At 61.0% G+C, this 22,571-nt stretch carries 18 protein-coding genes and 1 CRISPR repeat array; of the genes, 11 read left to right on the forward strand and 7 right to left on the reverse strand.

Annotated features, from left to right (window positions below):
• The first annotated feature begins 11 nt into the window (after positions 1 to 11).
• The 3 genes from GM608_RS07875 (at position 12) to GM608_RS07885 (ending at position 3,428) form a co-directional block, all read left to right on the forward strand.
• Positions 12 to 1,646: an efflux transporter outer membrane subunit gene (locus GM608_RS07875; RefSeq protein ID WP_333645395.1), complete on the forward strand. Its 1,635-nt coding sequence runs from the start codon at positions 12 to 14 to the stop codon at positions 1,644 to 1,646.
• Between the two features lie 135 nt (positions 1,647 to 1,781).
• Positions 1,782 to 2,876 (forward strand): catalase, encoded by a 1,095-nt coding sequence (locus GM608_RS07880; RefSeq protein ID WP_333645349.1) that lies wholly within the window; start codon positions 1,782 to 1,784, stop codon positions 2,874 to 2,876.
• Positions 2,877 to 2,879: 3 nt separating this feature from the next.
• Positions 2,880 to 3,428, forward strand: a complete 549-nt coding sequence (locus tag GM608_RS07885) for a cytochrome b (protein WP_192848720.1) — start codon at positions 2,880 to 2,882, stop codon at positions 3,426 to 3,428.
• Between the two features lie 79 nt (positions 3,429 to 3,507).
• Here the strand turns inward: GM608_RS07885 and GM608_RS07890 are convergent, their stop codons facing one another.
• The 3 genes from GM608_RS07890 to GM608_RS07900 form a co-directional block, all read right to left on the reverse strand.
• Positions 3,508 to 4,899, reverse strand: a complete 1,392-nt coding sequence (locus GM608_RS07890) for an NAD-dependent succinate-semialdehyde dehydrogenase (RefSeq protein WP_333645350.1) — start codon at positions 4,897 to 4,899, stop codon at positions 3,508 to 3,510.
• A gap of 133 nt (positions 4,900 to 5,032) precedes the next feature.
• A complete protein-coding gene (locus GM608_RS07895; protein ID WP_081562922.1) occupies positions 5,033 to 6,193 on the reverse strand; it encodes an iron-containing alcohol dehydrogenase in 1,161 nt (386 codons plus the stop codon).
• 221 nt (positions 6,194 to 6,414) lie between these two features.
• Complete coding sequence (locus GM608_RS07900) at positions 6,415 to 7,008, reverse strand: TetR/AcrR family transcriptional regulator (RefSeq protein WP_086431560.1); 594 nt, start codon at positions 7,006 to 7,008, stop codon at positions 6,415 to 6,417.
• 240 nt (positions 7,009 to 7,248) lie between these two features.
• Here GM608_RS07900 and GM608_RS07905 point away from each other — a divergent pair, with 240 nt between their 5' ends.
• The 3 genes from GM608_RS07905 (at position 7,249) to GM608_RS07915 (ending at position 10,358) form a co-directional block, all read left to right on the forward strand.
• On the forward strand, positions 7,249 to 7,863 hold the full coding sequence (locus GM608_RS07905; RefSeq protein WP_333645351.1) for an AraC family transcriptional regulator: 615 nt from the start codon (positions 7,249 to 7,251) through the stop codon (positions 7,861 to 7,863).
• A gap of 84 nt (positions 7,864 to 7,947) precedes the next feature.
• Positions 7,948 to 8,850, forward strand: a complete 903-nt coding sequence (locus GM608_RS07910; protein WP_333645352.1) for a dihydrodipicolinate synthase family protein — start codon at positions 7,948 to 7,950, stop codon at positions 8,848 to 8,850.
• A 215-nt stretch (positions 8,851 to 9,065) separates the two neighbouring features.
• Positions 9,066 to 10,358 (forward strand): alpha/beta hydrolase-fold protein, encoded by a 1,293-nt coding sequence (locus GM608_RS07915; RefSeq protein ID WP_333645353.1) that lies wholly within the window; start codon positions 9,066 to 9,068, stop codon positions 10,356 to 10,358.
• Positions 10,359 to 10,406: 48 nt separating this feature from the next.
• Positions 10,407 to 11,350: a CRISPR direct-repeat array (repeat unit 29 nt; unit sequence CGGTTCATCCCCGCGTAGGCGGGGAACAG).
• 246 nt (positions 11,351 to 11,596) lie between these two features.
• Here GM608_RS07915 and GM608_RS07920 read toward each other — a convergent pair.
• On the reverse strand, positions 11,597 to 13,060 hold the full coding sequence (locus GM608_RS07920; RefSeq protein ID WP_081562377.1) for a mannitol dehydrogenase family protein: 1,464 nt from the start codon (positions 13,058 to 13,060) through the stop codon (positions 11,597 to 11,599).
• A 72-nt stretch (positions 13,061 to 13,132) separates the two neighbouring features.
• The gene (locus tag GM608_RS07925) at positions 13,133 to 13,804 is read right to left on the reverse strand and encodes an HAD family phosphatase (protein WP_052348991.1); all 672 of its coding nucleotides are present in this window, start codon (positions 13,802 to 13,804) and stop codon (positions 13,133 to 13,135) included.
• Between the two features lie 281 nt (positions 13,805 to 14,085).
• On the opposite strand from GM608_RS07925, the gene GM608_RS07930 reads away from it, so the two are divergent.
• Positions 14,086 to 14,868 (forward strand): DUF421 domain-containing protein, encoded by a 783-nt coding sequence (locus tag GM608_RS07930; RefSeq protein ID WP_081562378.1) that lies wholly within the window; start codon positions 14,086 to 14,088, stop codon positions 14,866 to 14,868.
• On the opposite strand, the gene GM608_RS07935 is transcribed toward GM608_RS07930, so the two are convergent.
• Together GM608_RS07935 and ssb are read right to left on the reverse strand one after the other, a co-directional pair.
• Entirely contained in the window at positions 14,869 to 15,522 is a 654-nt protein-coding gene (locus tag GM608_RS07935) for a hypothetical protein (RefSeq protein ID WP_219811875.1), read from the reverse strand.
• Positions 15,523 to 15,606: 84 nt separating this feature from the next.
• On the reverse strand, positions 15,607 to 16,173 hold the full coding sequence (gene ssb, locus GM608_RS07940; RefSeq protein WP_043558983.1) for a single-stranded DNA-binding protein: 567 nt from the start codon (positions 16,171 to 16,173) through the stop codon (positions 15,607 to 15,609).
• A gap of 137 nt (positions 16,174 to 16,310) precedes the next feature.
• On the opposite strand from ssb, the gene uvrA reads away from it, so the two are divergent.
• The 4 genes from uvrA to GM608_RS07960 all read left to right on the forward strand — a co-directional run bounded on the left by uvrA (position 16,311) and on the right by GM608_RS07960 (position 22,533).
• Complete coding sequence (gene uvrA, locus GM608_RS07945) at positions 16,311 to 19,247, forward strand: excinuclease ABC subunit UvrA (protein ID WP_081562379.1); 2,937 nt, start codon at positions 16,311 to 16,313, stop codon at positions 19,245 to 19,247.
• 14 nt (positions 19,248 to 19,261) lie between these two features.
• Positions 19,262 to 19,600 carry a multidrug efflux SMR transporter gene (locus GM608_RS07950; protein ID WP_043558985.1) on the forward strand — a complete coding sequence of 113 codons (339 nt, stop codon included), beginning with the start codon at positions 19,262 to 19,264 and terminating at the stop codon, positions 19,598 to 19,600.
• 3 nt (positions 19,601 to 19,603) lie between these two features.
• Complete coding sequence (locus GM608_RS07955; protein ID WP_333645354.1) at positions 19,604 to 20,128, forward strand: DUF2946 domain-containing protein; 525 nt, start codon at positions 19,604 to 19,606, stop codon at positions 20,126 to 20,128.
• A gap of 239 nt (positions 20,129 to 20,367) precedes the next feature.
• Positions 20,368 to 22,533: a TonB-dependent receptor domain-containing protein gene (locus tag GM608_RS07960; RefSeq protein WP_192848754.1), complete on the forward strand. Its 2,166-nt coding sequence runs from the start codon at positions 20,368 to 20,370 to the stop codon at positions 22,531 to 22,533.
• Positions 22,534 to 22,571: the final 38 nt, after the last annotated feature.

The following is a 22,571-nucleotide window of genomic DNA, read 5'->3' on the forward strand; positions in this document are numbered from 1 at the left end:
GTTCTCCCTCCATGAAGAAGCCCCGCCGCAGGCTGGGCCGTCTTGCCCGCCGGGCTGCCCTCGGTGGCAGCCTGCTGGCCCTGACGGGCCTCGGTGCCTGCGACCTCGCCCCACGCTACGAACCGCCGCATTTTGTCGTGCCGGACAGCTGGCAGGGGCAGGCCCCCTTCGCCGTGGCGCAGCCCGCCGATGCCACTCTCCCCAGCGACTGGTGGACGCTCTTTCATGATCCGCTGCTGAACGAGCTGGAAGACCGGGCCATTGCCGAGAATGGTGACCTCCAGGCCGCCGCCGAGCGTTTCCTTCAGGCCCGCTCCCTCGTGGCCAAAGCCCGGGCGGACCTGCTCCCGCATCTCAGCCTTGATGCAGGCGGGTCGGACAACAAGCAGTCAGCAGACAGGCTCTTCCGCAACGGGGCCACGCTGACCCAGACGCAGGAAGAATATGCCGGTCTGGCCTCGTGGGAGCCGGACATCTGGTCCGCCATCCGCAACCGTGTCCGCATGAACCGGCAGGCCGCCCAGCAGGAGGCCGCCCGCTTCGCCATGGCACGGCTGAGCCTGGAGGCCGAGCTGGCCACCGACTACATCCAGCTGCGTGGTTATGATGCGCAGATCGCCATCTACCAGCAGTCCATCGCCTATTATAACCGGGCACTGGATGTCACCCGCACCCAGCTGAAATACAAGGCGGCCCCCCGGCTGGACCTCGCCCGGGCAGAAGCCCAGCTCTACACCACGCAGGCCGCCCTGTATGACATCCAGGCCGCCCGTGAGGTGACGGAACATGCCATCGCCGTGCTGACCAACAGTGCGCCCTCCAGCTTCCACATCGACCCCGTCAAGGCGCTGGACTTCCACCAGCCCAACATTCCGGCGGGCGTGCCCTCGGGCCTGCTCCAGCGGCGGCCCGACATTGCCAGTGCGGAGCGTGAGATGGCCCAGGCCAACCGGGCCATCGGCATTGCCCGTGCCGCCTTCTACCCGCATTTCTCTCTCAATGCGGATGCCGGGTTCGAGGCCAACGGCTTCAAGCTGGCCAATCTGGCCAACTCGCTCTGGACCTACGGTGCCCGCATGAACATTCCGCTCTTTGATGGCGGCGTACATCGGGCGGAACTCCAGCGGTCATGGTCCGCCTACCGGGAGACACGGGACCAGTACCGCACGACCGTCCTCTCCGCCTTCCGGGAAGTGGAGGATGGTCTCTCCCGCACCAACCGCCTGAATCTGGAAAACCAGGCTCTGGAAAAGGCCGTCAATGCCAATCTGGAAACCCAGAACATGACCATGACGCTCTATCAGGGCGGTGTGGGCACCTATCTGGATGCCATTTTCAGCCAGGAAAACACCCTCCGCAGCCGCATCACGCAGGTGGAGGTGGCCACAAGGCTGTATCAGGCTGATGTTTCGCTGATCCGCAGCCTTGGCGGCGGGTGGGACTCCAAGAACCTTCCCACGATGGCCGAGACGCTGTCAGTCGGTGCCTTCCAGTATGAGGGGCTGCACCATCCCAAGCAGGTTGGTGACGTCAATGCCTCCGAACATCCCGAGGCCCATGAGGACCTGACCCATGATGCCCCGGATGCCGTAGGTCGTGGCACCAATGCCCACCTCAAGCCGCTTCCCATCGGGGCGATGCCCTGAGGCAAAGAACGGTTCCACCCGCCCCGTCCGGCGGGTGGAGTCTTCTGGTGCGGCCCGTCCACTTTTCTTCCCGTCACTGGTAACATCTGATACAGCCTACGAATTAGTTTCGTCACCTGTTGAGGAGAGCATCCAATGGCGCATTCCCCCCGCAAGGGCAGTCCGGCCCGCTGGGCGGCTGTCATTCTGCCGCCACTCTGTCTGGGTGGCCTGCTGGCCTGGACGGCCGACATTTTCAGTCCGGCCGCCATATCTCCTTCCCACTTCATGCAGCGCTTCCATAATGCTGGGGCTCCGGGTGATGGCTTCCGCCGTGCTCATGCCAAAGGCATGTGTACCACCGGCTGGTTTGATCCCTCTCCAGAGGGACGGGCCCTGTCCCGTTCCGGCATCTTCAGGGGCGAGCATCTGCCTGTCATGGGGCGTTTCTCACTGGCTCCGCCACTGCCGTATCTGCCGGACAATCCCGCCGTGGCCCGCAGCCTTTCCATGCAGATACGCTCCCCATCCGGTGATGACTGGCGGCTGGCGCTGGTGGATGCCCCTCTCCAGTCCATGCGGGATATTGCCGATGCTTACGCTTTCTTCGGAGCCGCAAAGCTGGACCCTGCCACCCACAGGCCCGACCCTGTGGCCGTTCAGGCCTATGCAGCCCAGCGCCCCTGGCTGAAAACGGCTTTTGAACAGGCAAAAGCCCACAAGCAGACATCCGACCTGACCAACGACACATACAACAGCCTCGACAGCTTCATCCTGACAGATGAAGCTGGAAAAAAGACAGCCGTCCGCTGGGCCGCCGTGGCGCAGGAACCCTTCAGCCCGGCTGACGGCAGTGGCGCCAATGATGGCAACTATCTCTTCAAACGGCTGGTCCAGACGCTGGATCAACGGCCCCTCCGCTGGAACATCGTTGCCACGGTGGCCCGTGAAGGAGACCCGGTCAACGACTCCAGCCAACCATGGGACAATGCGGACCAGAAGGTAACGGTCGGCACGGTGACCTTCACGAAGGCCTACAGCGAGGATGAAAGCCCCTGTGGCCCCATGGTGTTCGACCCCACCATCCTGCCTGACGGAATCAACGCCTCGGACGACCCGCTGCTGGCCCTGCGCTCGTCAGTCTACATGAGGTCCTATGCAACCCGGTCTGCCGAGCACAAAGCACCCAGCATGGTCACGCCGGGCGATGTTGCCAGTCCGACCCTCACACAAGACGAGAAGGGCCAGTAACCCATGTCTTTTCCACAGAATACAGGCCATGCTACGCCCTTCCCCCGCCTCTCCATCCTGCTGCACTGGGTGATGGCGGTCCTCATCATCGTCATGCTCTTTGTCGGGCTGGTCATGGCGCATGACTCCACCATCCACTATGCCGGTCTCTTCACGCTGCATCGCACGGTGGGGTTCCTGCTCCTGCTGCTGGTGGTCATCCGGCTTGTCAACCGGTTTGCCAACCACACACCTGCCCTGCCAATGGACATGCCCGGCCCCATGAAGCTGGCCGCCCATTTCTCCCATATCCTGCTTTATGGCTTCATGATCGCCCTGCCGCTGGTCGGCTGGGCCATGCTCTCGGCTGGCGGATACCCGATCACCCTGTGGGGGGGCTGCCACATCCCGCCGCTCATGGGCTTCCATCCCCATCTGTGGGGTGTCCTGCGCTGCCTGCACAGTCTTCTGGCCTATGGGCTGATCCTGCTCATTCTCGCCCATATCGGAGCGGCCCTGCTGCACGGCATCATCCGGCGGGACGGTGTCATGGGCTCCATGCTGGGGCGATAAAAACCTCCAGACACGAAAAAAGGCGGCTCCATGATGGAGCCGCCTTTTTCATGACCAAAGATACGGGCCAGCCCGTTCTTCAGAACGGAGAGTCAATGTCCATGACATTGACGAGCTTGTGGTTCACGAATTCCTTGATCCCAAGGCTCATAAGTTCACGCCCATAACCGGAGCGGGCAATACCGCCGAAAGGCAGTTCCGCTTTGGTCGTGGTCGGGTGGTTGATGAACACCATGCCGGTACGGATCCTGGACGCCACACGAACTGCCCGGGCTTCATCCCTGGAGAAGATGGCGCCACCCAGACCATACGGAGAGTCATTGGCGATGCGAACGGCATCGTTCTCATCCTTGGCACGATAAAGCTGGGAAACCGGGCCAAAGAACTCCCAATGACGGGCCTCATTGTTCTCATCCAGTTCCGTCAGAACAACCGGCTGGAAAAACGCCCCCTGGTTAGGCACGGCTACAGGAATGGTCTCAGCCTTCGCTCCCTGCTTGACGGCTTTCTCCACCATTTCACGCAGATCATCCGCAGCCTGCTGGGAAGAAAGAGGAGCGAAATTGGTGTTCGGGTCCAAAGGATCCCCGGCCCTCAGCTCGGCAATGCCCTTCTTGTACAGTTCCACAAAGCGGTCATAAAGGCTGTCCACCACAATGATGCGCTTGGCAGAGACACAGACCTGACCGGCGTTCCAGTGGCGGCCGAACACGGCCCATTTAACGGTCTTCTCAAGGTCGGCATCATCCAGAACGATGAAGGCATCGCTGCCCCCCAGCTCCATGGTCGCCTTCTTGAGAGCCTTGCCAGCAGCACCAGCCACGATGGACCCGGCCCGCTCGGACCCTGTCAACGCCACACCACAGGTACGGGGATCATCCAGCACCATCTCCGTGAATTTGTGCGGCATGTAGATATTCTGGAACAGCCCCTTCGGTGCGCCCGCTTCTTCAACCAGCTCCTGGCAGGCAGCAGCACACTGCGGCAGGTTGCCTGCATGTTTCAGAAGGACCGCATTACCGGCAGAAAGCTGTGGCGCCACAATGCGCAGCACCTGATAATACGGGAAGTTCCAGGGTTCGATGGCCAGCACGATGCCCTGCGGCTCATACACCAGCTTGGCACGCCCCATCTTGGGGTCGGAGAGCTTCAGGTCTTCCGGCTTCAGCAGCTCTGCCAGGTTCTCGGCATAATATTCGCAGATCTGGGCAGACAGGATGGCCTCGGCCTTCCCTTCGGCCAGCACCTTGCCCATCTCCAGCGCAGCCAGACGGGCCAGCTTCTCCGCATCACGGCGCAGCAGGGCACCGATGTTCTTCATGAGCTTGGCGCGCTCTTCAAAGCTGGTTTCCCGCCATGCTTCGTAAGCCTCATGTCCCCGGGCCAGGGCGGCCTGAACGTCCTGTTCCGTTGCTTCCGGAAACTCTTTGACAACTTCATTCGTATAAGGATTAACAGTGGCAAATGCCATGATACACCTCGTTCTTCCCGGGTCCCTGCAGCGGAACCTGGGTGTGATATGGACAGTGTTGAATCACTGCCCAAAGGTCGGCTGGGGAGCGACAACACGGACCATTGCCGCACCCCAACCAGATATTGGAACCTTACAAACTTCTTTCCAGAACTTTGCGGCTGATTTCTGACGTAATGTCCTGATGTTCACCAAGAGTTGTCATGCCATGCTCTTCCAGCTGGGCAATGATGGGATCAATACCAGCACGGTCGATGTCGTAGGCAGAGAGACGGACCGGAATCTCCAGCCCTTCAAAGAAGGCTTCGATACGGGCAATGGCGGCATCGATGCGCTCATCCTCCGTGCCTTCCGTCAGCCCCAGAACACGGGCGGCATATTGCAGCAGCTTGGCACGCTTCTGCTCCCGACGCTCCTTCAGCATGGCCGGGAAGACGATGGCCAGCGTGCGGGCATGGTCGATCCCGTATTTCGCCGTCAGCTCATGGCCGATGGCATGGGTGGCCCAGTCCTGCTTCACGCCAGCCCCGATGAGACCATTCAGGGCCTGTGTTGCCACCCACATCAGGTTGGCACGCAGGTCGTAGTCATCAGCAGGAGCACTGGTGATGCGCTGGCCAATCTCATGCAGGCTCAGCAGCAGGCCCTCAGCGTAGCGGTCCTGCACCATCGCATCCTGCGGCAGGGTCATGTACGCTTCCATCACGTGGACGAAGGAATCCGCCACACCATTGGCCACCTGCCGGGGCGGCAGGCTGAAAGTGCGGGTCGGGTCCAGAATGGAAAAGACCGGGAAGACGTGCGGGTTCGAGAAAGCCAGCTTGTCGCCCGTCTCCTTGCGGGAGATCACGGCAATGCTGTTCATCTCCGACCCGGTAGCGGGCAGTGTCACGACCGTTCCCAGCGGCAGGGCCTGCTGGACCGTCTCACCCTGCTTCAGCAGGATTTCCCACGGTTCGCCCTGATACGGCACGGCAGCAGCAACGAATTTCGTGCCATCCATGACGGAACCGCCACCAACAGCCAGAAGGAAATTCACCTTCTCCTTGCGGGCGACCTCGACAGCCTTCATGAGCGTCTCGTAAGTCGGGTTGGCTTCAATCCCGCCGAATTCGCAGAATGTCCGCTGCCCCAATGCCTTGCGGACTTCACCCAGCGTACCGCTCTTCTCGGCGCTGGCACCACCATAGAGGACAAGAACCCGGGCCTGCTGGTCGATCTGCTCATCCAGCCTGGCAATCATCCCTTTGCCAAAAAGGATTTTTGTCGGGTTATAGAATTCAAAATTATCCATGCTGTCCTCCTTGCCGCTCTTTCAGACCAGATCACATAATAGACCGGTCATCTTTAACGGCCATGTGAGATACCATTCTCTCCCTGGTCCCAAAGCCTTTAGGGAATCGGCCCTGAGCCTTCATCGGGAACACTCAACAAATAGACCGGTCATCTCGAAAATGAAAGACCCTTCCCGAAAAAACTTTCCTGCTTCGAAAAAAGACAGGAAACCGGGATGATTCAGACTGTCACAAGATGACGGGTCGCCTCGAAAGCCTCCTCGAACGGAGCCTGCTGGTGCGTGACCTTGACCAACAGAGTGGCTCCGAGCCACGTCTGATACACGGCAGACGCCAGATACCGGGCGGGCAGCGCCTTCGTGATGGAACCATCCTTCTGCCCCTCCTCGACGATACGGGCCAGACAGTCCACGATCCGGGTCGTGCCTTCGGCAAGGATCAGCCGCATCCTCTCCGAAAGATCGGACACCTCCGCCGCCAGCTTGACGACAAGACATTTCTCATTGAGGCAGCCATCCTGCTGGGCATCCACCCAGCACTGGCAATACAGAGACAGTTTCTCAAACCCGGTCCTGCCCGTCTGCGCAATGAGAGCTTCCAGCTTGACCAGATACTGCTCGTTGTAAAGCTCCAGAAGGGCAGCCCCGAAATGCTCTTTCGACTCGAAATAATGATAGAACGAGCCTTTGGGGATACCAGCTGCCTCCAGAATCTGGCTCAGCCCCACGGCAGAAAACCCCCGCAGCCCAATGAGAGGGCGGGCAGATTCCAGAATACGCCGACGGGCCTGCTCATGCTTTTCTGCAACTGTCATGCTGTAATCCTATCAGGAAAGACCTGTTCTGTCCACAAAGAATAGACCGGTCATTCTATTTTTGGTGCCCTCCAGATCAGATGGACGCTCCCCCGGAAGGCAGGTTATCCTGCCCCCCCTATCAAGGACCAGACGACGCCCCGGCACCACATCATGCTCCCTCTTTCCTCCTCCCTGATGCCTCCCGGCCCCCCGTGGCACTACTGGCGGGCAGGCCATCCTGACGTGAAAGAAATGAGCATGGCCCGGGGCACCACGCTCGCCTTGCCGCTGCATTTCCATCAGGAAGACCAGCTGGCCTTCATCCTCTCCGGCTGTCGCCATTTTCTCATCGCTGGCCAGCCCGTCCACCTCACGGCGGGGCAGGCCCTGCTCATTCCTGCGGGTACGCCCCACGTTTCGCAGGATGCCGATCCAGCCCGTGTCGGGCAGACACTCTGCCTGAACCTCTATCTCACACCCGGTCTCCCTCTGGACCAGGCAGACTGCGCCGCCCTCATCCAGCACTGCCTTGGTGACCGTCCGTCCCATGTCCATCTGGCCGCCCCACCGCGCCTTCCCCTGCCCATGCAGGACATGTCGCTCACGACGTCCATCCAGAGTCTTGCCCAACAGGCCAACATGAGCCGGGAGGCCTATTCCCGCCGTTTCCAACGTCATTACGGCTTATCACCACAGACATTCCGCCTGCTCCAGCAGCTCAACCATGTGAAAACGCAGCTGCGGGCCGGTGTCAGCAGCCTTCAAGCCGCCATGGAGGCAGGCTTTGCCGACCAGAGCCACATGGGCCGCCTCTTCCGCCGGACATTCGGCACGACACCGGGCCGGTACCGGGCAGGCCCCCTGCCCCGCTGAAACCACGGCCTGTCACATTCCTTCTATACGGCGCAGCCTTTTTCCCGCCATCATGGCCGGGACCGTACACGGAAAGGACAGACCATGACATTTTCCTTCACGGGGCTGAGTGCCTTCCCCATCACCCCCATGCACCAGGACGCACCCGATGAGGCCCGCTTCGCCGCACTGATCGCCCGGCTGGTCGAGGCAAAAGTCGATTCCATCGGTGCCCTCGGTTCCACCGGCAGCTATGCCTTCCTGACCCGGAACGAACGGGAAAAGATCGCCCGACTGGCTGTCAGCCACGCTGGCACGACGCCGGTTCTTGTCAGCATCGGGGCCATCAACCTGCGGGACACGCTGCTGCTGGCCGAAGATGCCCAGAAAGCCGGTGTCAAAGCCCTGCTGCTGCCCCCGATGAGTTACTTCCCCCTGCGGGACGAAGAGGTCTTCACCCTGTATGAAACGGTGAGCCGCCATGTGTCCGTGCCGCTGGTCGTCTATGACACCCCCGGCACGACACAGTTCCATTTCTCCGATACCCTGATGCAGCGCATCTGCCAGCTGCCGCAGGTCCGTTCCATCAAGCTCCCCAGCGGCTCCCCCACGGCAGAAGAGGCTGCCGCCCGGATGAAACGCCTGCTGCCTGCCCTGCCTGACAGCACCTCCCCCGGCATCAGCGGTGATCCGACCGCCGCCGGTGCCCTGATGCAGGGCGCCCGCATCTGGTACTCCGAATGGGGTGGCCTGTTCCCCCATCTGGCCCGCCAGCTGACGGATGCGGCCCTGACTGGCCAGAGAGAAGATGTAACCCGCATCGAGGCCATCTTCGCCCCCTTCTGGGAGATGAGTGCCCGTTATGGTGGCTCCCTGCGTGTGATCGCCTCTGCGGCGACGATCATGGGGCTGGCTGGACCCGGTGCGCTCCCCCGTCCGCTCCAGGGCGTGTCCCCGCAGGATGCAAAAAAACTTGCCGCGCTGATCGACACCCACCAGCCGGGCTGATCCAGCAGGATGGGCCTCTGATCCCTGGGTCAAGGCCCATCATTTCCGGGACAGCAGGGCTTGGAGATGAGGCAAATTATGGTAGCGTCTGACACGATGTGTCCCATATTTCTTCTTCCGTGATGTTTGCCATGCATTTTTCTGCCTCAAGCCCTTCACCGCTCCGATGGAGCACCAAAATCCATTTTTTCCGGTACAGCCTCTGCACCGGGCTCATGAGTCTGATACTGGGTATTTCAGCCCCCACCCTGGCACAGGCTGCCTCTGCTGACTGCGTCCCCCTGAAAGCCCTCCAGCCCCCACAGGCCAATACAACCGCACCACACAAACCTTTCTTCATCGACACATCCGGCCTGAGTGGCTCTGGCGCCATGCCGATACATGATCCACATGATCCACTTTATCCTGAAGCCATTGACCTGCCCGACAACGCCCTGCCGCCTGTGGATAAAACAGGCAACTACATTCTTGGCACCTCCCACACACTCCCTGCACAGTGGCAGAACATACAGCTCCCGGAGGGGCGGATCATCAGCTTCACGCTGGCCTCATCCCCGACCAGTGGCTACAGCCCCGGCACTGTACGGGATGACCCAGCCCCCTGCACCACCAGCACAGGGGAAGCAGGCATGGTGCATGTCTCCACAAGCGTGCCGGGCGATCCATCCAATCTGACCGTTCCCGGAGCTCACCCGGCCCCTTGGACCCGCACGGTGGATGTCTATATCCCCCCCAACACGCCGACCGACCGCCCCCTTCCCTTTCTCATCTTTGGTGATGGCAGCAATAATGGCCTCTATCCGGGACGGGATCTTTTCGCCATGGTGGACGGGCTGCTGAAAGAAAAACGTATCCCTCCCATGATTGTCATTGGCGTTGGAGCCGGGGGTGGCGACGCCCAGGGCAGTGAACGGGGGCGGGAATATGACACCATGTCCGGCGCTTATGCCGACTGGGTAGAGGCGCATGTCCTCCCTCTTGTGGAGAAGAAGGCCAGCCTCACTCTCTCCCGCAACCCGGAGGAACGGGCCACCATGGGGTTCAGCTCCAGTGGGGCAGCGGCCTTTGCCATGGCCTGGTTCCGGCCCAACCTCTATCACCGGGTGCTGGCCTACTCTCCTTCGCTGGTCAACCAGCAATGGCCGCACGACCCCGCCCTGCCCGGCGGGGGATGGCAGCTTCACTCCCCATGGGCCGGAACACCGGAAGCCGTACCCCCCCATCCCGGTGCGGCGCTCATCCCGGCGGCACCACTGGCCCCGCTGCACATCTGGTACGAAGTAGGCGACCAGGACCTGTTCTACCCCGTTCCGTCCATGCCTGATGGCATGCATGACTGGGTGCTGGCTGGGGAAAACATGGCCCGCGTGCTGGCCGACAAGGGCTATGATTACCAATTTGTCTTTGCCCGCAATGCCCGGCATGTGGATGGCCCCACCATCGAACAGACCCTTCCCGAAGCTCTGGAATGGCTCTGGCGACCACATATGCCACCAACCACCCCATGACCCACCGGCGAACAGTTCGGTACAGGCCAGTGATGGCGGTCTGGCACCGAGTTTGTCCCCGCGTAGGCGGGGAACAGCAGGGCAGCAGGGGATGTGGTGGTAGCCGCCACGGTTCATCCCCGCGTAGGCGGGGAACAGACCGGTCTGGATGCTGCCGTCGGTCGTGGAGGCGGTTCATCCCCGCGTAGGCGGGGAACAGCGCCGGAGGGCACTACCCTATCCCCCGAGCACCGGTTCATCCCCGCGTAGGCGGGGAACAGTCCGGCCGCCCGCTGCTGGCTCCCGCTGGGTGCGGTTCATCCCCGCGTAGGCGGGGAACAGTACCAGCCGCCCATGAGGCGGTTTTTTTATGCCGGTTCATCCCCGCGTAGGCGGGGAACAGAATGGTCTCGTTGCGTTTCGTGAGATGGCGCACGGTTCATCCCCGCGTAGGCGGGGAACAGCCAGAACCAGAAGAAGGGAGCCGCCAATGTATCGGTTCATCCCCGCGTAGGCGGGGAACAGGCGTATCAGCGCCGTGTTTCTGTACGGTATTGCGGTTCATCCCCGCGTAGGCGGGGAACAGCGCCTCCGTTCGCAGGGCAGGGAGGGTTGCGGCGGTTCATCCCCGCGTAGGCGGGGAACAGGCGTGGCGGGTGTCGCAGCGGCCCTTTCGGTGCGGTTCATCCCCGCGTAGGCGGGGAACAGTCCAGCAGTTCTCCACCATTCGGCACGGCCGCCGGTTCATCCCCGCGTAGGCGGGGAACAGCCGGTATTCCGGGCCTCACAAAGTAAGTAATGCGGTTCATCCCCGCGTAGGCGGGGAACAGTGTCCGACCTTGATTTGGCGGGTTACTGCTATCGGTTCATCCCCGCGTAGGCGGGGAACAGCACCCACCACGTTCGCAATCTCATCTCGGATGCGGTTCATCCCCGCGTAGGCGGGGAACAGCGGTACTGAGTGATCACCACCTCGGTCGTGTACGGTTCATCCCCGCGTAGGCGGGGAACAGACTTCCTGCAACCATTTGTATTATAAGTCTTTTTTAATTGTCAAAGAACTTACCGAATTAAATATAATTTTAATGACCTCGCCGAGGCAAGTCCTCTCCGGCCCTTACAGAAGAAAGTTGAGACGCTGAACAGCCAAAAACCACTCCAGAAAATTTTATCCACAAGATTGACAGCAAACATGAAAAAGGGAGGCCGGAGCCTCCCTTTCTCTACACACAATCAATTTTCAACGGATCATCGCCTCATCACACGGGCAGGCTGGCCAGAACACCCTTCTGACGGATCAGCTCCCGATCACGCACAATCTCCTGCTTAATCTCTGGAGTCAGAAGATCACGCCAGCTGTCGAAAGCAGGCAGACCGATGGAAGCCTCAAAATCATCAGAGGCAGCAATGTTCAACTGTTCTGCCGTCAGGAACGGCTCCTGAAGCGCAATTTTCTCGCCTTTTTCATTCCTGCCCCGCAGCAGCTCCAGCAGGAGGGCCATGCAGTACACGATACGGGTCCGCTCCCGGCCACCCTCCAGCACGGCACGCACTGTTTCCGTCCAGAACACCTGCGCCTTGGATGTTGCATCCGAGGCAATACGGGCTACCTGGTCTGCCATGGCAGCGTTGGAGAAGCGGGTCAGAAGTGTCGCCTTATATTTATGCAGGTCCACACCCGGCGGAGCCTTCAGTGTGGGGATCACATCCTTTTCCAGAACAGAATCCACAAACTTATGCACACGTGGTTCACCCAGAACCTGGTCCACAAGTTCCAGATTCAGCAACATGCCCGCAGCACTGAGAATGAGATGGCTGGAATTGAGCATACGGATCTTGGCATGTTCATAGGCACTGACCTGATCGGTAAACTCCACCCCGACCTTATCAAAGGCGGGACGACCTGCCGCAAATTTATCCTCAATCACCCACTGGATGAAATCCTCAGACAGAAGCGGCTGGAGATCGTCCAATCCGCTGCGCTCATTCAGCTTGGCTTTACCCTCATCAGAGACAGACGGCGTGATGCGGTCCACCATCGCATTGGGGAAGGTCACGTTCTGATCGATCCACTCGGCAAGGTCCGCATCCACAGCCCGGGCATACCCGACAAACGCCTTGCGGGACACATCGCCATTATGCCGCAGATTGTCGCAGGACATGACAGTCAAACCACCATGACCCGCCTCACGGCGGCGGCGCAGCCCTTCCACCACAAAACCGAAGATGGTGCTGGGCTTTTTCGGGTTGGCAAGGTCCTCCTGCACGGCAGGCAGAGACGTACGGAACTCCCCTGTTGTCTCGTCAATATTGTAGCCGCCTTCCGTAATGGTCATGGAGACGATCTTCGTGGCCTTGTCCGCCAGAAGGGCGAGAACCGTCTCCGGCTCATCAGGCGCCTGGAGATAATCCCTCAAACATCCCATGACACGGATCTCCGCCTTGCCATCAGCGGCAATCTCCGTCAGGGAGTACAGCCCCTCCTGTGCCCGAAACTCTTCGGCCTTCCTGTCGGAGTTCCCACCGGAGCGCAACCCGACACCTGTGATGCCCCAATGCTGCTGGTCCGGCAGGGCCAGAACACGGTCCACATAGTATCCCAGATGGGCTCGGAAGAAATTGCCCACCCCGAAATGCACAATGCCTGACGTCACCTTGCGGACGTCATAAGCAGGACCAGCCACCTTCTGCGGCAGGGATTTCAGGCTGTCATATGTCAGCATAACAGGTCTCCAGCAGGATCATGAACAAAACGGGCGGGAGCGTGGCTCCGGCCTCCAGCAGGCAAGGATGTCTCAGCCCTTGCGATGCTCTTCCTGTGCAGCGATGATTTTCTTGAGCAGCGGCACGAACTCATCAAGATGGGCAATACGCAGCAGGCCCGGCCAGGACGGGGCAGGCTTGTCAAGGTCACGCAGCAGCACGCAGGCCATGCCGGCGCGGCGGGCAGCCTCGACCCCGGCATCCGAATCTTCCAGCACCAGGCAATGCGCCGGATCAACCCCTTCCTGCTTCGCCCCGTGCAGGTAGATATCCGGGCGAGGCTTGGGCATGTTCAGGTCACGGCCGGAATGGATGCGCTCTTCCTTCAGAATCTTGTCCAACCCTGTGCTGGAAAATTTGGCCTCCATCTCTGCCTCGGAAGAGTTGGAACCAACACGGATCGGCAGGCGAATCTCGTTGACGACATCACGCAGCATCTTCGTGGCACCGGGCACTTCCTTCGCCTTCTTCCGCATCATCTCCACAATGCGGTCCTGCATGATCATGTCCCAGTTGTCCGGGAGCTTGTCACCTGTCTTCTCGGCGATCATCTCACCAATCTTGGCCAGCTCACCACCACCGAAGAGCTTGTTGCCTTCTTCATCACTGATGTCCCAGCCATGGCTGCGGGCATCTTCGGACATGAGCGCTGTGGAGAGATGCTCCCCCCCTACCAGCACACCGTCACAGTCAAAAAGGATCATATCAAGGCGCCCCGTGGGCAGCACCGCAGCAGGGGCCTGATCGGGGATCGGAAAATTCGTGTGCTTGCTCATGAATACTCCTTGTTTGCCTGACCTGATTCGGTCTCCGAAAAATTCGATGTCTGTTCTGTTTCCTCAAGGGTAACAGGCAGGAAAAAGATCGCAACATCTTGAAAAGATATTAATGCCCCTTATAGCCTTGCATACAAAGGTGCATCTCCCTTACACGGCAGCAGGGGGACACCCGCTGCCCCCTCTTCCCCATAGCAAGGTTCTCCCCGATGCTTCACCAACTCTTTCCGAATCTGGCTCTCAACATCTGGATGTTCCTGAAGCTGGTCACCGGCTTCGCCATCATCATTGCTTATCTCAACATCTCTGGCCGCAGCCAGGTCTCCCAGATGAACGCCATCGACCTCGTCGGCAACTTCATCCTCGGCGGACTCGTTGGCGGCGTCCTTTATACGACCAACATATCCTTCCATGAATATGTCATCGCCCTGCTCATCGGGGTTGGTATCCTGCTCACCCTGACACGCTTCTGCAGAAAAATCAACATGTTCAGAAACGTGACCATCGGCAGGCAGATTCCGATCATCAAGGATGGCCGCTTCCTTATGGAGAACATCCGTGACAAGAACAACAAGATCGACATGCTCAACATTGCCTCCCAGCTCAACATCCAGGGTATTTATTCCTTTGATGATGTTTACTTTGCCCAGATCGAGCCGAGCGGCGCCATTACTGCCATCACGGACAAGAAAAAACTCCCTGCACTGATCGTCTATTATGACGGGGTTGTCCGTGCTGATGACCTTGAAGATGTTGGCCTCTCCGAAGAAGCCCTTATGGAAGACATGAAAAAGCGGAACATCGAAAAACTGGAGGACATCTTCCTGGCAGAGATCAAGGATGGCCAGTTCCGTTACGTGCTCATGGATGGTAACGTCATCCCGCACACACGGCATGATGACCGGGATGGTGCACCAAAAAAGGCTCCTCACAGCCCCGGTGCGGCAGCGGCCCTGGCCAACGGCCTGACAAGCCCGCAGAAGGGCGGCTGATCAGAACAGCCAGTCCCAGAAATTTTCCCACCAGCCGCCCTTGAGCCTGTCCCGACAGGCATCATACTGCTGCTGATACTGCCGGGCACGGTGGCCCACCTTGCGGGCCACCGTCACCAGCCAGCCCTTGCTGGCGTAAGTCCGGCGACGATACCCCGTCCATCCCTCATGATAAGCCAGATACTGCCTCGTGGCGTCCGTGACGGGGATGCCATCCACCTTCCGGCTGTTGGTGATATACCAGTTCATGAAATTGAGAGCGTCGGCATAATCTGTCCGGCTGCCACCGGCGCCAGTCTGCCGCTGGTAATCACGCCATATCTCGTTCTTGGCCTGGGCATAGCCGTAAGCCGTACTGATATGCCCCCACGGAATGATCCAGAGTATGTAGGTCCGTCTGGTCCGTGCATTGGCCCGGAAACTTGATTCCTGATTCATGATGGCCATGGGAACGGATGCAGGAATGTGCCATTTGGCCTCCTGCCGCATGGCTGTGTGATACCAGCTGCGTTTTTCCTGAAAAATGTCGCAGATATTATTGGGATGCTGCGGGGGCGTTGCCGCACACCCAGCCAACAGGCCTCCCGCCGCAACCAGCACGGCACCAGCCTGCACCCGCCACCTTACGGCACGCCTGCTCCCCGTTCCGCCCATGTCCCACCCGTTCCCTGCCTGCTGCCTGCCTGTCCTGCACGACCCGATGGCACCCACCGGACCGTGCCTCATGAAAGGACAGGGTCAGAACGGAATCTCGTCATCCAGTGCCTGATCACCCTGCCCGGAAGAACTGTCCCAGCCAGCACCGCCACCGAAGTTGCCACCCTGCTGACCACGACCACCGGCACCGCCACGGCCCGCCGGAGCGGACCCGCCACCAGCCCAGTTGCTGCCGCCATCACCATAACCACCGTCATAACCATCATCACCATAGCCGCCACCGTCACCACCGCCACGCTGGCTGTCCAGCAGGACAAGATTGCCACGGAAGCGATCGATCACAACCTCGGTCGTGTATTTCTCCACGCCCTGCTGGTCCGTCCACTTGCGGGTACGCAGCTCGCCTTCGATATAAACCTTGCGGCCCTTGCGCAGATAACGTTCCGCCACATCACCGACACGCTCGTTGAAAATGACGACACGGTGCCATTCCGTACGGTCACGCCGCTCTCCTGTATTGCGGTCGTTCCACGTATCGCTGGTAGCGATAGCCAGATTGACGATCTTGCTGCCGGACTGGGTGTTCCGGACCTCCGGGTCACGCCCAAGATTTCCCACCAGAATGACCTTGTTTACGCTACCTGCCATGCGTTTTTTCCACTTCTCTCAAGAACTTTTCATTGCCACGGTTCGATTCTGGCACCGTGTACCCATATTGCCTATATTGCACAGATGGACCGCCCGTGCATCCATACCTGCCACAAAGGCCGTAATGAGGACATAGCGTGACAGACACAGCCCGCCCTGCCAGCACAAGCCACATCATCGTCCGTGGTGCCCGTACGCACAACCTGCGGAACGTCAACGTCACCATCCCCCGGGACAGGCTGACCGTGCTGACGGGCCTTTCCGGCTCCGGCAAGTCCTCCCTCGCCTTCGACACCATCTATGCCGAAGGGCAACGTCGCTATGTGGAGAGCCTCTCCGCCTATGCCCGCCAGTTTCTGGAACTGATGGGCAAGCCGGATGTTGATTCCATCGAGGGCCTCTCCCCGGCCATTTCCATTGAGCAGAAAACAACCTCCCGCAATCCACGCTCGACGGTCGGCACGATCACCGAAATTCACGACTACATGCGCCTGCTCTGGGCACGGGCGGGTGTTCCCTACTCCCCGGCTACCGGCCTGCCCATCGAGGCCCAGAGCATCAGCCAGATGGTGGACCGTGTGATGGCCATGCCCGCCGGCACACGGCTCATGCTGCTGGCCCCGGTCGTGCGGGACCGCAAGGGCGACTGTGCGAAGGAACTGGCCGAGCTGACCCGCCGTGGCTTCGCCCGTGTACGCATTGATGGCACGCTCTACGAGATCGGCGACGCCCCGAAGCTGAACCGCAAGACACGCCACAACGTGGATGTCGTGGTGGACCGTGTGGTGCTGAAGGACGGTGTGGAAACCCGGCTGGCCGACAGTTTTGAAACCGCCCTGGACCTCTCGGACGGCCTAGCCTCTGTCGAGGAAGTCCTCCGCAGCGGGGAAGACCGTGAGCCGCTGAAGGCTTCCTTCTCCTCACGCTATTCCTGCCCGGAATCCGGCTTCATGCTGGAAAGTGTGGAACCCCGCCTCTTCTCCTTCAACGCCCCGATGGGAGCCTGCCCGACCTGTGACGGGCTGGGTACGGAAACGCATTTCGACCCCAACCTCATCATCCCCGATGACAGCCTGACCCTGCGGGAAGGCGCCATTGCCCCGTGGCGGAATGAGCAGGACCCGCTCTTTGACCAGACCCTCGCCGCCCTGGCCCGCCATTGCGAGGAAACGCTGGACACCCCATGGAACAGGCTGAAGGACAGTTCACGCCAGTTCCTCCTGCATGGCGGGCCGGAAGCCGTCAGCATCCCCTATCAGGATGGCAAGGGGAAGACACACACCATCCACCGGCCTTTCGAAGGCATCATCAGCCATCTGCAACGCCGTCTGGCGCAGAGCAGCAGCGTCCATGTCCGGGAGGCCCTGGGCCGGTACCAGTCCGCCATGCCCTGCCCGGCCTGTCACGGTGCCCGCCTGCGGCCGGAAGCCCTCTGCGTGAAGGTCAATGACAGCAACATTGCCGAGGCCTCTGACCTGACCATCAGCGAGGCCCTTGCCTGGTTCAGCACCGTGGAGGCCAGCCTGACACCCCAGCGGGCCGAGATCGCCCGGCGCATCCTCAAGGAAATCACCGAGCGGCTGCATTTCCTCGACCGTGTGGGGCTGGACTATCTCACCCTCTCCCGCAGTTCCGGCACGCTCTCCGGCGGGGAGAGCCAGCGCATCCGGCTGGCTTCGCAGATCGGCTCCGGCCTGACGGGCGTCCTCTACGTGCTGGATGAGCCCTCCATCGGGCTGCACCAGCGGGACAATGCCCGCCTGCTCACCATGCTGGAGCGGCTGAGGAATCTCGGCAATACCGTCCTTGTCGTGGAACATGACGAGGATGCCATCCGGCAGGCGGACTACCTCATCGACATGGGGCCGGGAGCCGGAACACAGGGCGGGCACGTCATCGCCTGCGGCACGCCGGAAGAGGTCGCCCAGAATCCCGACAGTCTGACGGGCGCATGGCTGGCTGGCCGCCGGGGCATCCCCGTCCCCGCCACCCGCCGCAAGAGCAGACGCTGGGTGAGCATCCACGGGGCAAAGGGAAACAACCTCAAGAATGTCAGCGTGAAGTTCCCGCTCGGCACCTTCATCGCCGTGACGGGAGTTTCCGGCAGCGGCAAGTCCACGCTCATCACCGACACCTTCTACAAGGGGCTGGCCCGGCAGATCATGAAGTCCGCTGCCGTCCCCCTCCCTTATGGACGGCTGGAAGGCACCGAGCAGCTCGACAAGATCATCGAGATCGACCAGTCCCCCATCGGGCGGACACCCCGCTCCAACCCCGCCACCTATACGGACCTCTTCGCCCCCATCCGGGACTGGTTCGCCGAACTGCCGGAGGCCAAGGCACGGGGCTACAAGCCGGGACGTTTCTCCTTCAACGTCAAGGGAGGGCGCTGCGAGGCCTGCCAGGGTGACGGCGTGCTGAAGATCGAGATGCACTTCCTGCCGGATGTGTTCGTCACCTGCGATACCTGCAAAGGGGCCCGCTACAACCGGGAAACGCTGGAGATCAAGTTCAAGGGCAAATCCATTGCCGACGTTCTGGCCATGACAGTGGACGAGGCCGTGCCGTTCTTCAGTGCCGTGCCCCGCATTGCGGACCGTCTCTCCATCCTCCAGCAGGTGGGGCTGGGCTATGTAGCCCTCGGCCAGCAGGCCACCACCCTCTCCGGTGGTGAGGCCCAGCGTGTGAAGCTCGCCAAGGAACTTGCCCGCCGTGCCACGGGCCGGACCCTCTACGTGCTGGATGAACCCACCACCGGCCTGCATACCGAAGACGTCCACAAGCTGCTGAATGTCCTTCATGCCCTTGTGGAACAGGGCAATACGGTGCTGGTCATCGAGCACAACCTTGATCTCATCAAGACGGCGGACTGGGTGATCGATATCGGGCCGGAAGGCGGTGCAGGCGGTGGGCAGGTTGTCGCCACCGGCACGCCAGAAGACATTGCCGCCTGCAAGAAAAGCCATACCGGGCAGTTCCTCGCCCCCATGCTGGCCGCCGGGAAAACAGGCCCGGCACCAGCCACGCCGCAGCAGGGTACCGGCAGGGAAGGTGGCAGAAAAAAGAAATCCTGATATAGGATGTCGCCATGACGCCTTTTCTTGCCTGGCTCTTCCTGTTCGGGGCCATCCTGCTGGAGGTTCTGGCAACCAGCCTGCTCAACATCTCCAACGGGTTCCGCAGGCCCCTGCCCACCATCGGCTCGCTCCTGCTCTATGGAGCGGCCTTCTTCTGTCTGGCACAGGCCCTCAAATGCGTCCCTCTTGGCATCGCCTATGCCGTCTGGTGCGGGGTGGGGATCGTCTGCATCGTCCTCATCGGCGTGACCATCTTCCGTCAGCCCCTGTCCCTGACGGCCTATCTGGGCGTGGGGCTGATCATGCTGGGCACGCTGCTGGCCTGTCTCTCCGGTGGAGTCCGGCACTGACCCATGAAGGCTCTCTCCACCCACGGCCTGATGACCTCTGCCCTGTTCCGCTGGACGCCGCTGCGCCTCCTCATGGTACTGGTCATGCTGCTGGGATTCGGGGCACAGACCCTTCTCACGGCCGCCAGCCTGCCCGATGAAAGCCCCCGGGCCGCCATCCTGCGGCTGACAGGCATCGACATCGCCCCCCACCAGCCAGAGGCTGAACCTGTCGCCACCATGGGGCAGGGTGTGGAACCACAGGCGCACTGCCATCCCCACAGCCCGACAGCACCATCAGCTCCCCTGCTGATGAACCATCATCATTCTGGCGGGCACCACCATCACGGGCTGGACTGTCCCCTCTGCCCCCTGCTGGACCATGTCCTGCTCGCACTGACCATCCTTGCCGTCCTGCTGAGCTGCACCCGGCTGGCCCGCCAGATATGGCAGGCGGTTCCTCCCGCACAGGCACCGCCAGAACCGACCCGCCAGCGGCCACCGAGCCGTGGGCCACCTGTCACCATCCTGAGCCACGCATCCGCCTGACCGACCCGGCCTGAAGAAGGCTGCGTGTCGGCCTTTCCGCATGTTTTCTTCAGAATGGATGACTCTTGTCTATTTTTCCCCGTTGCACGGGTGGACGTATCGTGCGTCCGGCCCTGACCACCCTGTTTCTGGGAGGTGTGATCCTGCCAGCCGGACAGGCCACCGCCCAGACCCTGCCAGCCTCCGGCTCCTCCCTCCCCGGCCATGGGACCACGACCAGCCCCCCGGACAGGCCGCAGATGTCGCCCATCCGGCAGGTCCCCACCTCCCTGAAGCCTGGCCAAGCCCCAGCCTCCTCCAGCAACCGACCGGCTGAAGAGATCAGCGTCACAGCCATCCGGCGCCCTTTCACGCAGGCAGCCGACACAGCGGCCCTGTTCCGGGACGTACCGGGTTACAGCAGCTACAGAACGGGCGGCATCGCCAGCCTGCCCGTTCTCAACGGCATGGCGGATGACCGGGTCGCCACATTCGTGGACGGAATGCCCCTGATGGCGGACTGCCCCAACCACATGAATCCTGCCCTCTCGCAGATCAGCCTTGATGAAGTGTCCCACAGCGTGGCCATTGCCGGGATCACGCCTGTCAGCCTCGGCGGAGACAGCACGGGGGGCACCATCTCCGTGGAACGGAAAGACCCGCAGTTCGCCCGGGAAGGCAACATCCTCGTGACAGGCGATGGAAGAGAAGACTGGCGCAGCAATGGCGGCGGCTCCGGTGCCGGTGGTTCCATCACGGTTGCCAATGACATGCTCAGCCTGCGCTACAGCGGCTCCTACACCCATGCCAGCGATTACACCGCCGGAGGGCGTGGCGGACGGGTTCTCTCCAGCAGCTATCTCAGCTTCAATCATGATGTGACGGCGGGCCTGAAACTGAAGAACCATCTCTTCAGCCTGACATTCGGACAGCAGGACACGCCCTACGAGGGTTTCCCCAACCAGTACATGGACGAGACCAACAACCGCTCCACCTTCGTGAACGGGAAATATGTGGGCACCTTCGGCTGGGGGACGCTGGAGGCCCGGGGCTACTGGCAGCGTGTGACCCATGCCATGAACATGCTGGCCGACAAGGGCGGCCACAGCGCCACGACCGGCATGCCCATGAACAGCGATGGCCGGACGGCAGGCTACAGTCTGGTCGCCACCATGCCGCTTGGGCGACGCCATCAGCTCAAGATCGGCAGTGCCTTCAGTCATGATGGCCTCAATGACTGGTGGCCGCCCGTCATGGGCAGCATGATGATGGGGCCGGGCACGTTCCACAGCCTGAACGGTGCCCATCGGGACCATCTTGGCCATTTCATCCAGTGGAATGCCCAATGGACGCCCCGCCTCTCCACCGAACTCGGCATGCGCAGCGACGTCATCATGATGAATACCGGCCCGGTCTCTCCCTATCAGGGCCTCTCCTCCATGAATGACATGGGAATGGGAGGAATGTCTGGCATGAACATGATGAGCATGGGCCACATGTCGGATATGGGCATGTCCGGCATGGGTATGTCTGGCATGAACATGGGCAGCACCAATCAGGCGGCCGCACGTGCCTTCAACAGTGCCCGCCGGGGCCGCACGGATGACAATTTCGATGTCACAGCCTTGGTGCGCTACAAGGCCAGTGCCTATCTGAACATTGAGGGCGGCTATGCCCGCAAGACACGCTCCCCCAACCTGTATGAACGCTATGGCTGGAGCCGGGACAGCATGACGGCCCGGATGATCAACTGGTTTGGTGATGGCAACGGCTATGTCGGCAACCTGAACCTGAAACCTGAAGTCGCCAACACCACCAGCGTGACATTCCGCTTCCACGATGCGGATGACCACCAGTGGGAGGCCATGATCCAGCCTTTCTACACCTACACGCACAATTACATGAACGTCGTGCGCATCGGTGCCCTGTCACGGGGTTTCAACCTGCTCCAGTTCGCCAACCACAATGCCCAGAGCTACGGCATCAACGCCTCTGGCCGGACGACCCTGTGGGACAATACACACTGGGGCACGGGGGAACTCTCCGCCACTCTGAACTGGGTGCGGGGGCAGGACTTCAAGACCCATTCGGGACTGTACCAGCAGATGCCGCTCAACGGGACCATCCGCCTGCATGAGCATTTCGGCCCGTGGCACGGCATGGCGGAAGTCGTGCTTGTCAAAGCCAAACATACGGTGGACTGGGTCCGCAACGAGCCCCGGACACCCGGCTATGCGCTGTTCAATCTCGGAGCCGGGTATCACTGGTCCCGCTATCTTCAGCTGGATGTGAGCCTCGACAACCTGCTGAACCAGCGTTACGCCCTGCCGCTGGGGGGCCGGGCCGTCAGCACGGCGGGCAGCCCTCCCGGGGCTGTTCTGGGCATGGGCCGGTCCGTCAACCTGACCCTGCGGGAACATTTCTGAACAAGATGGAGGCGTCACCCCGTTTCGGGGGACGCCTT

The sequence above is a fragment of the Bombella sp. ESL0380 genome, assembly GCF_009725805.1.
GTDB lineage: Bacteria > Pseudomonadota > Alphaproteobacteria > Acetobacterales > Acetobacteraceae > Bombella > Bombella apis.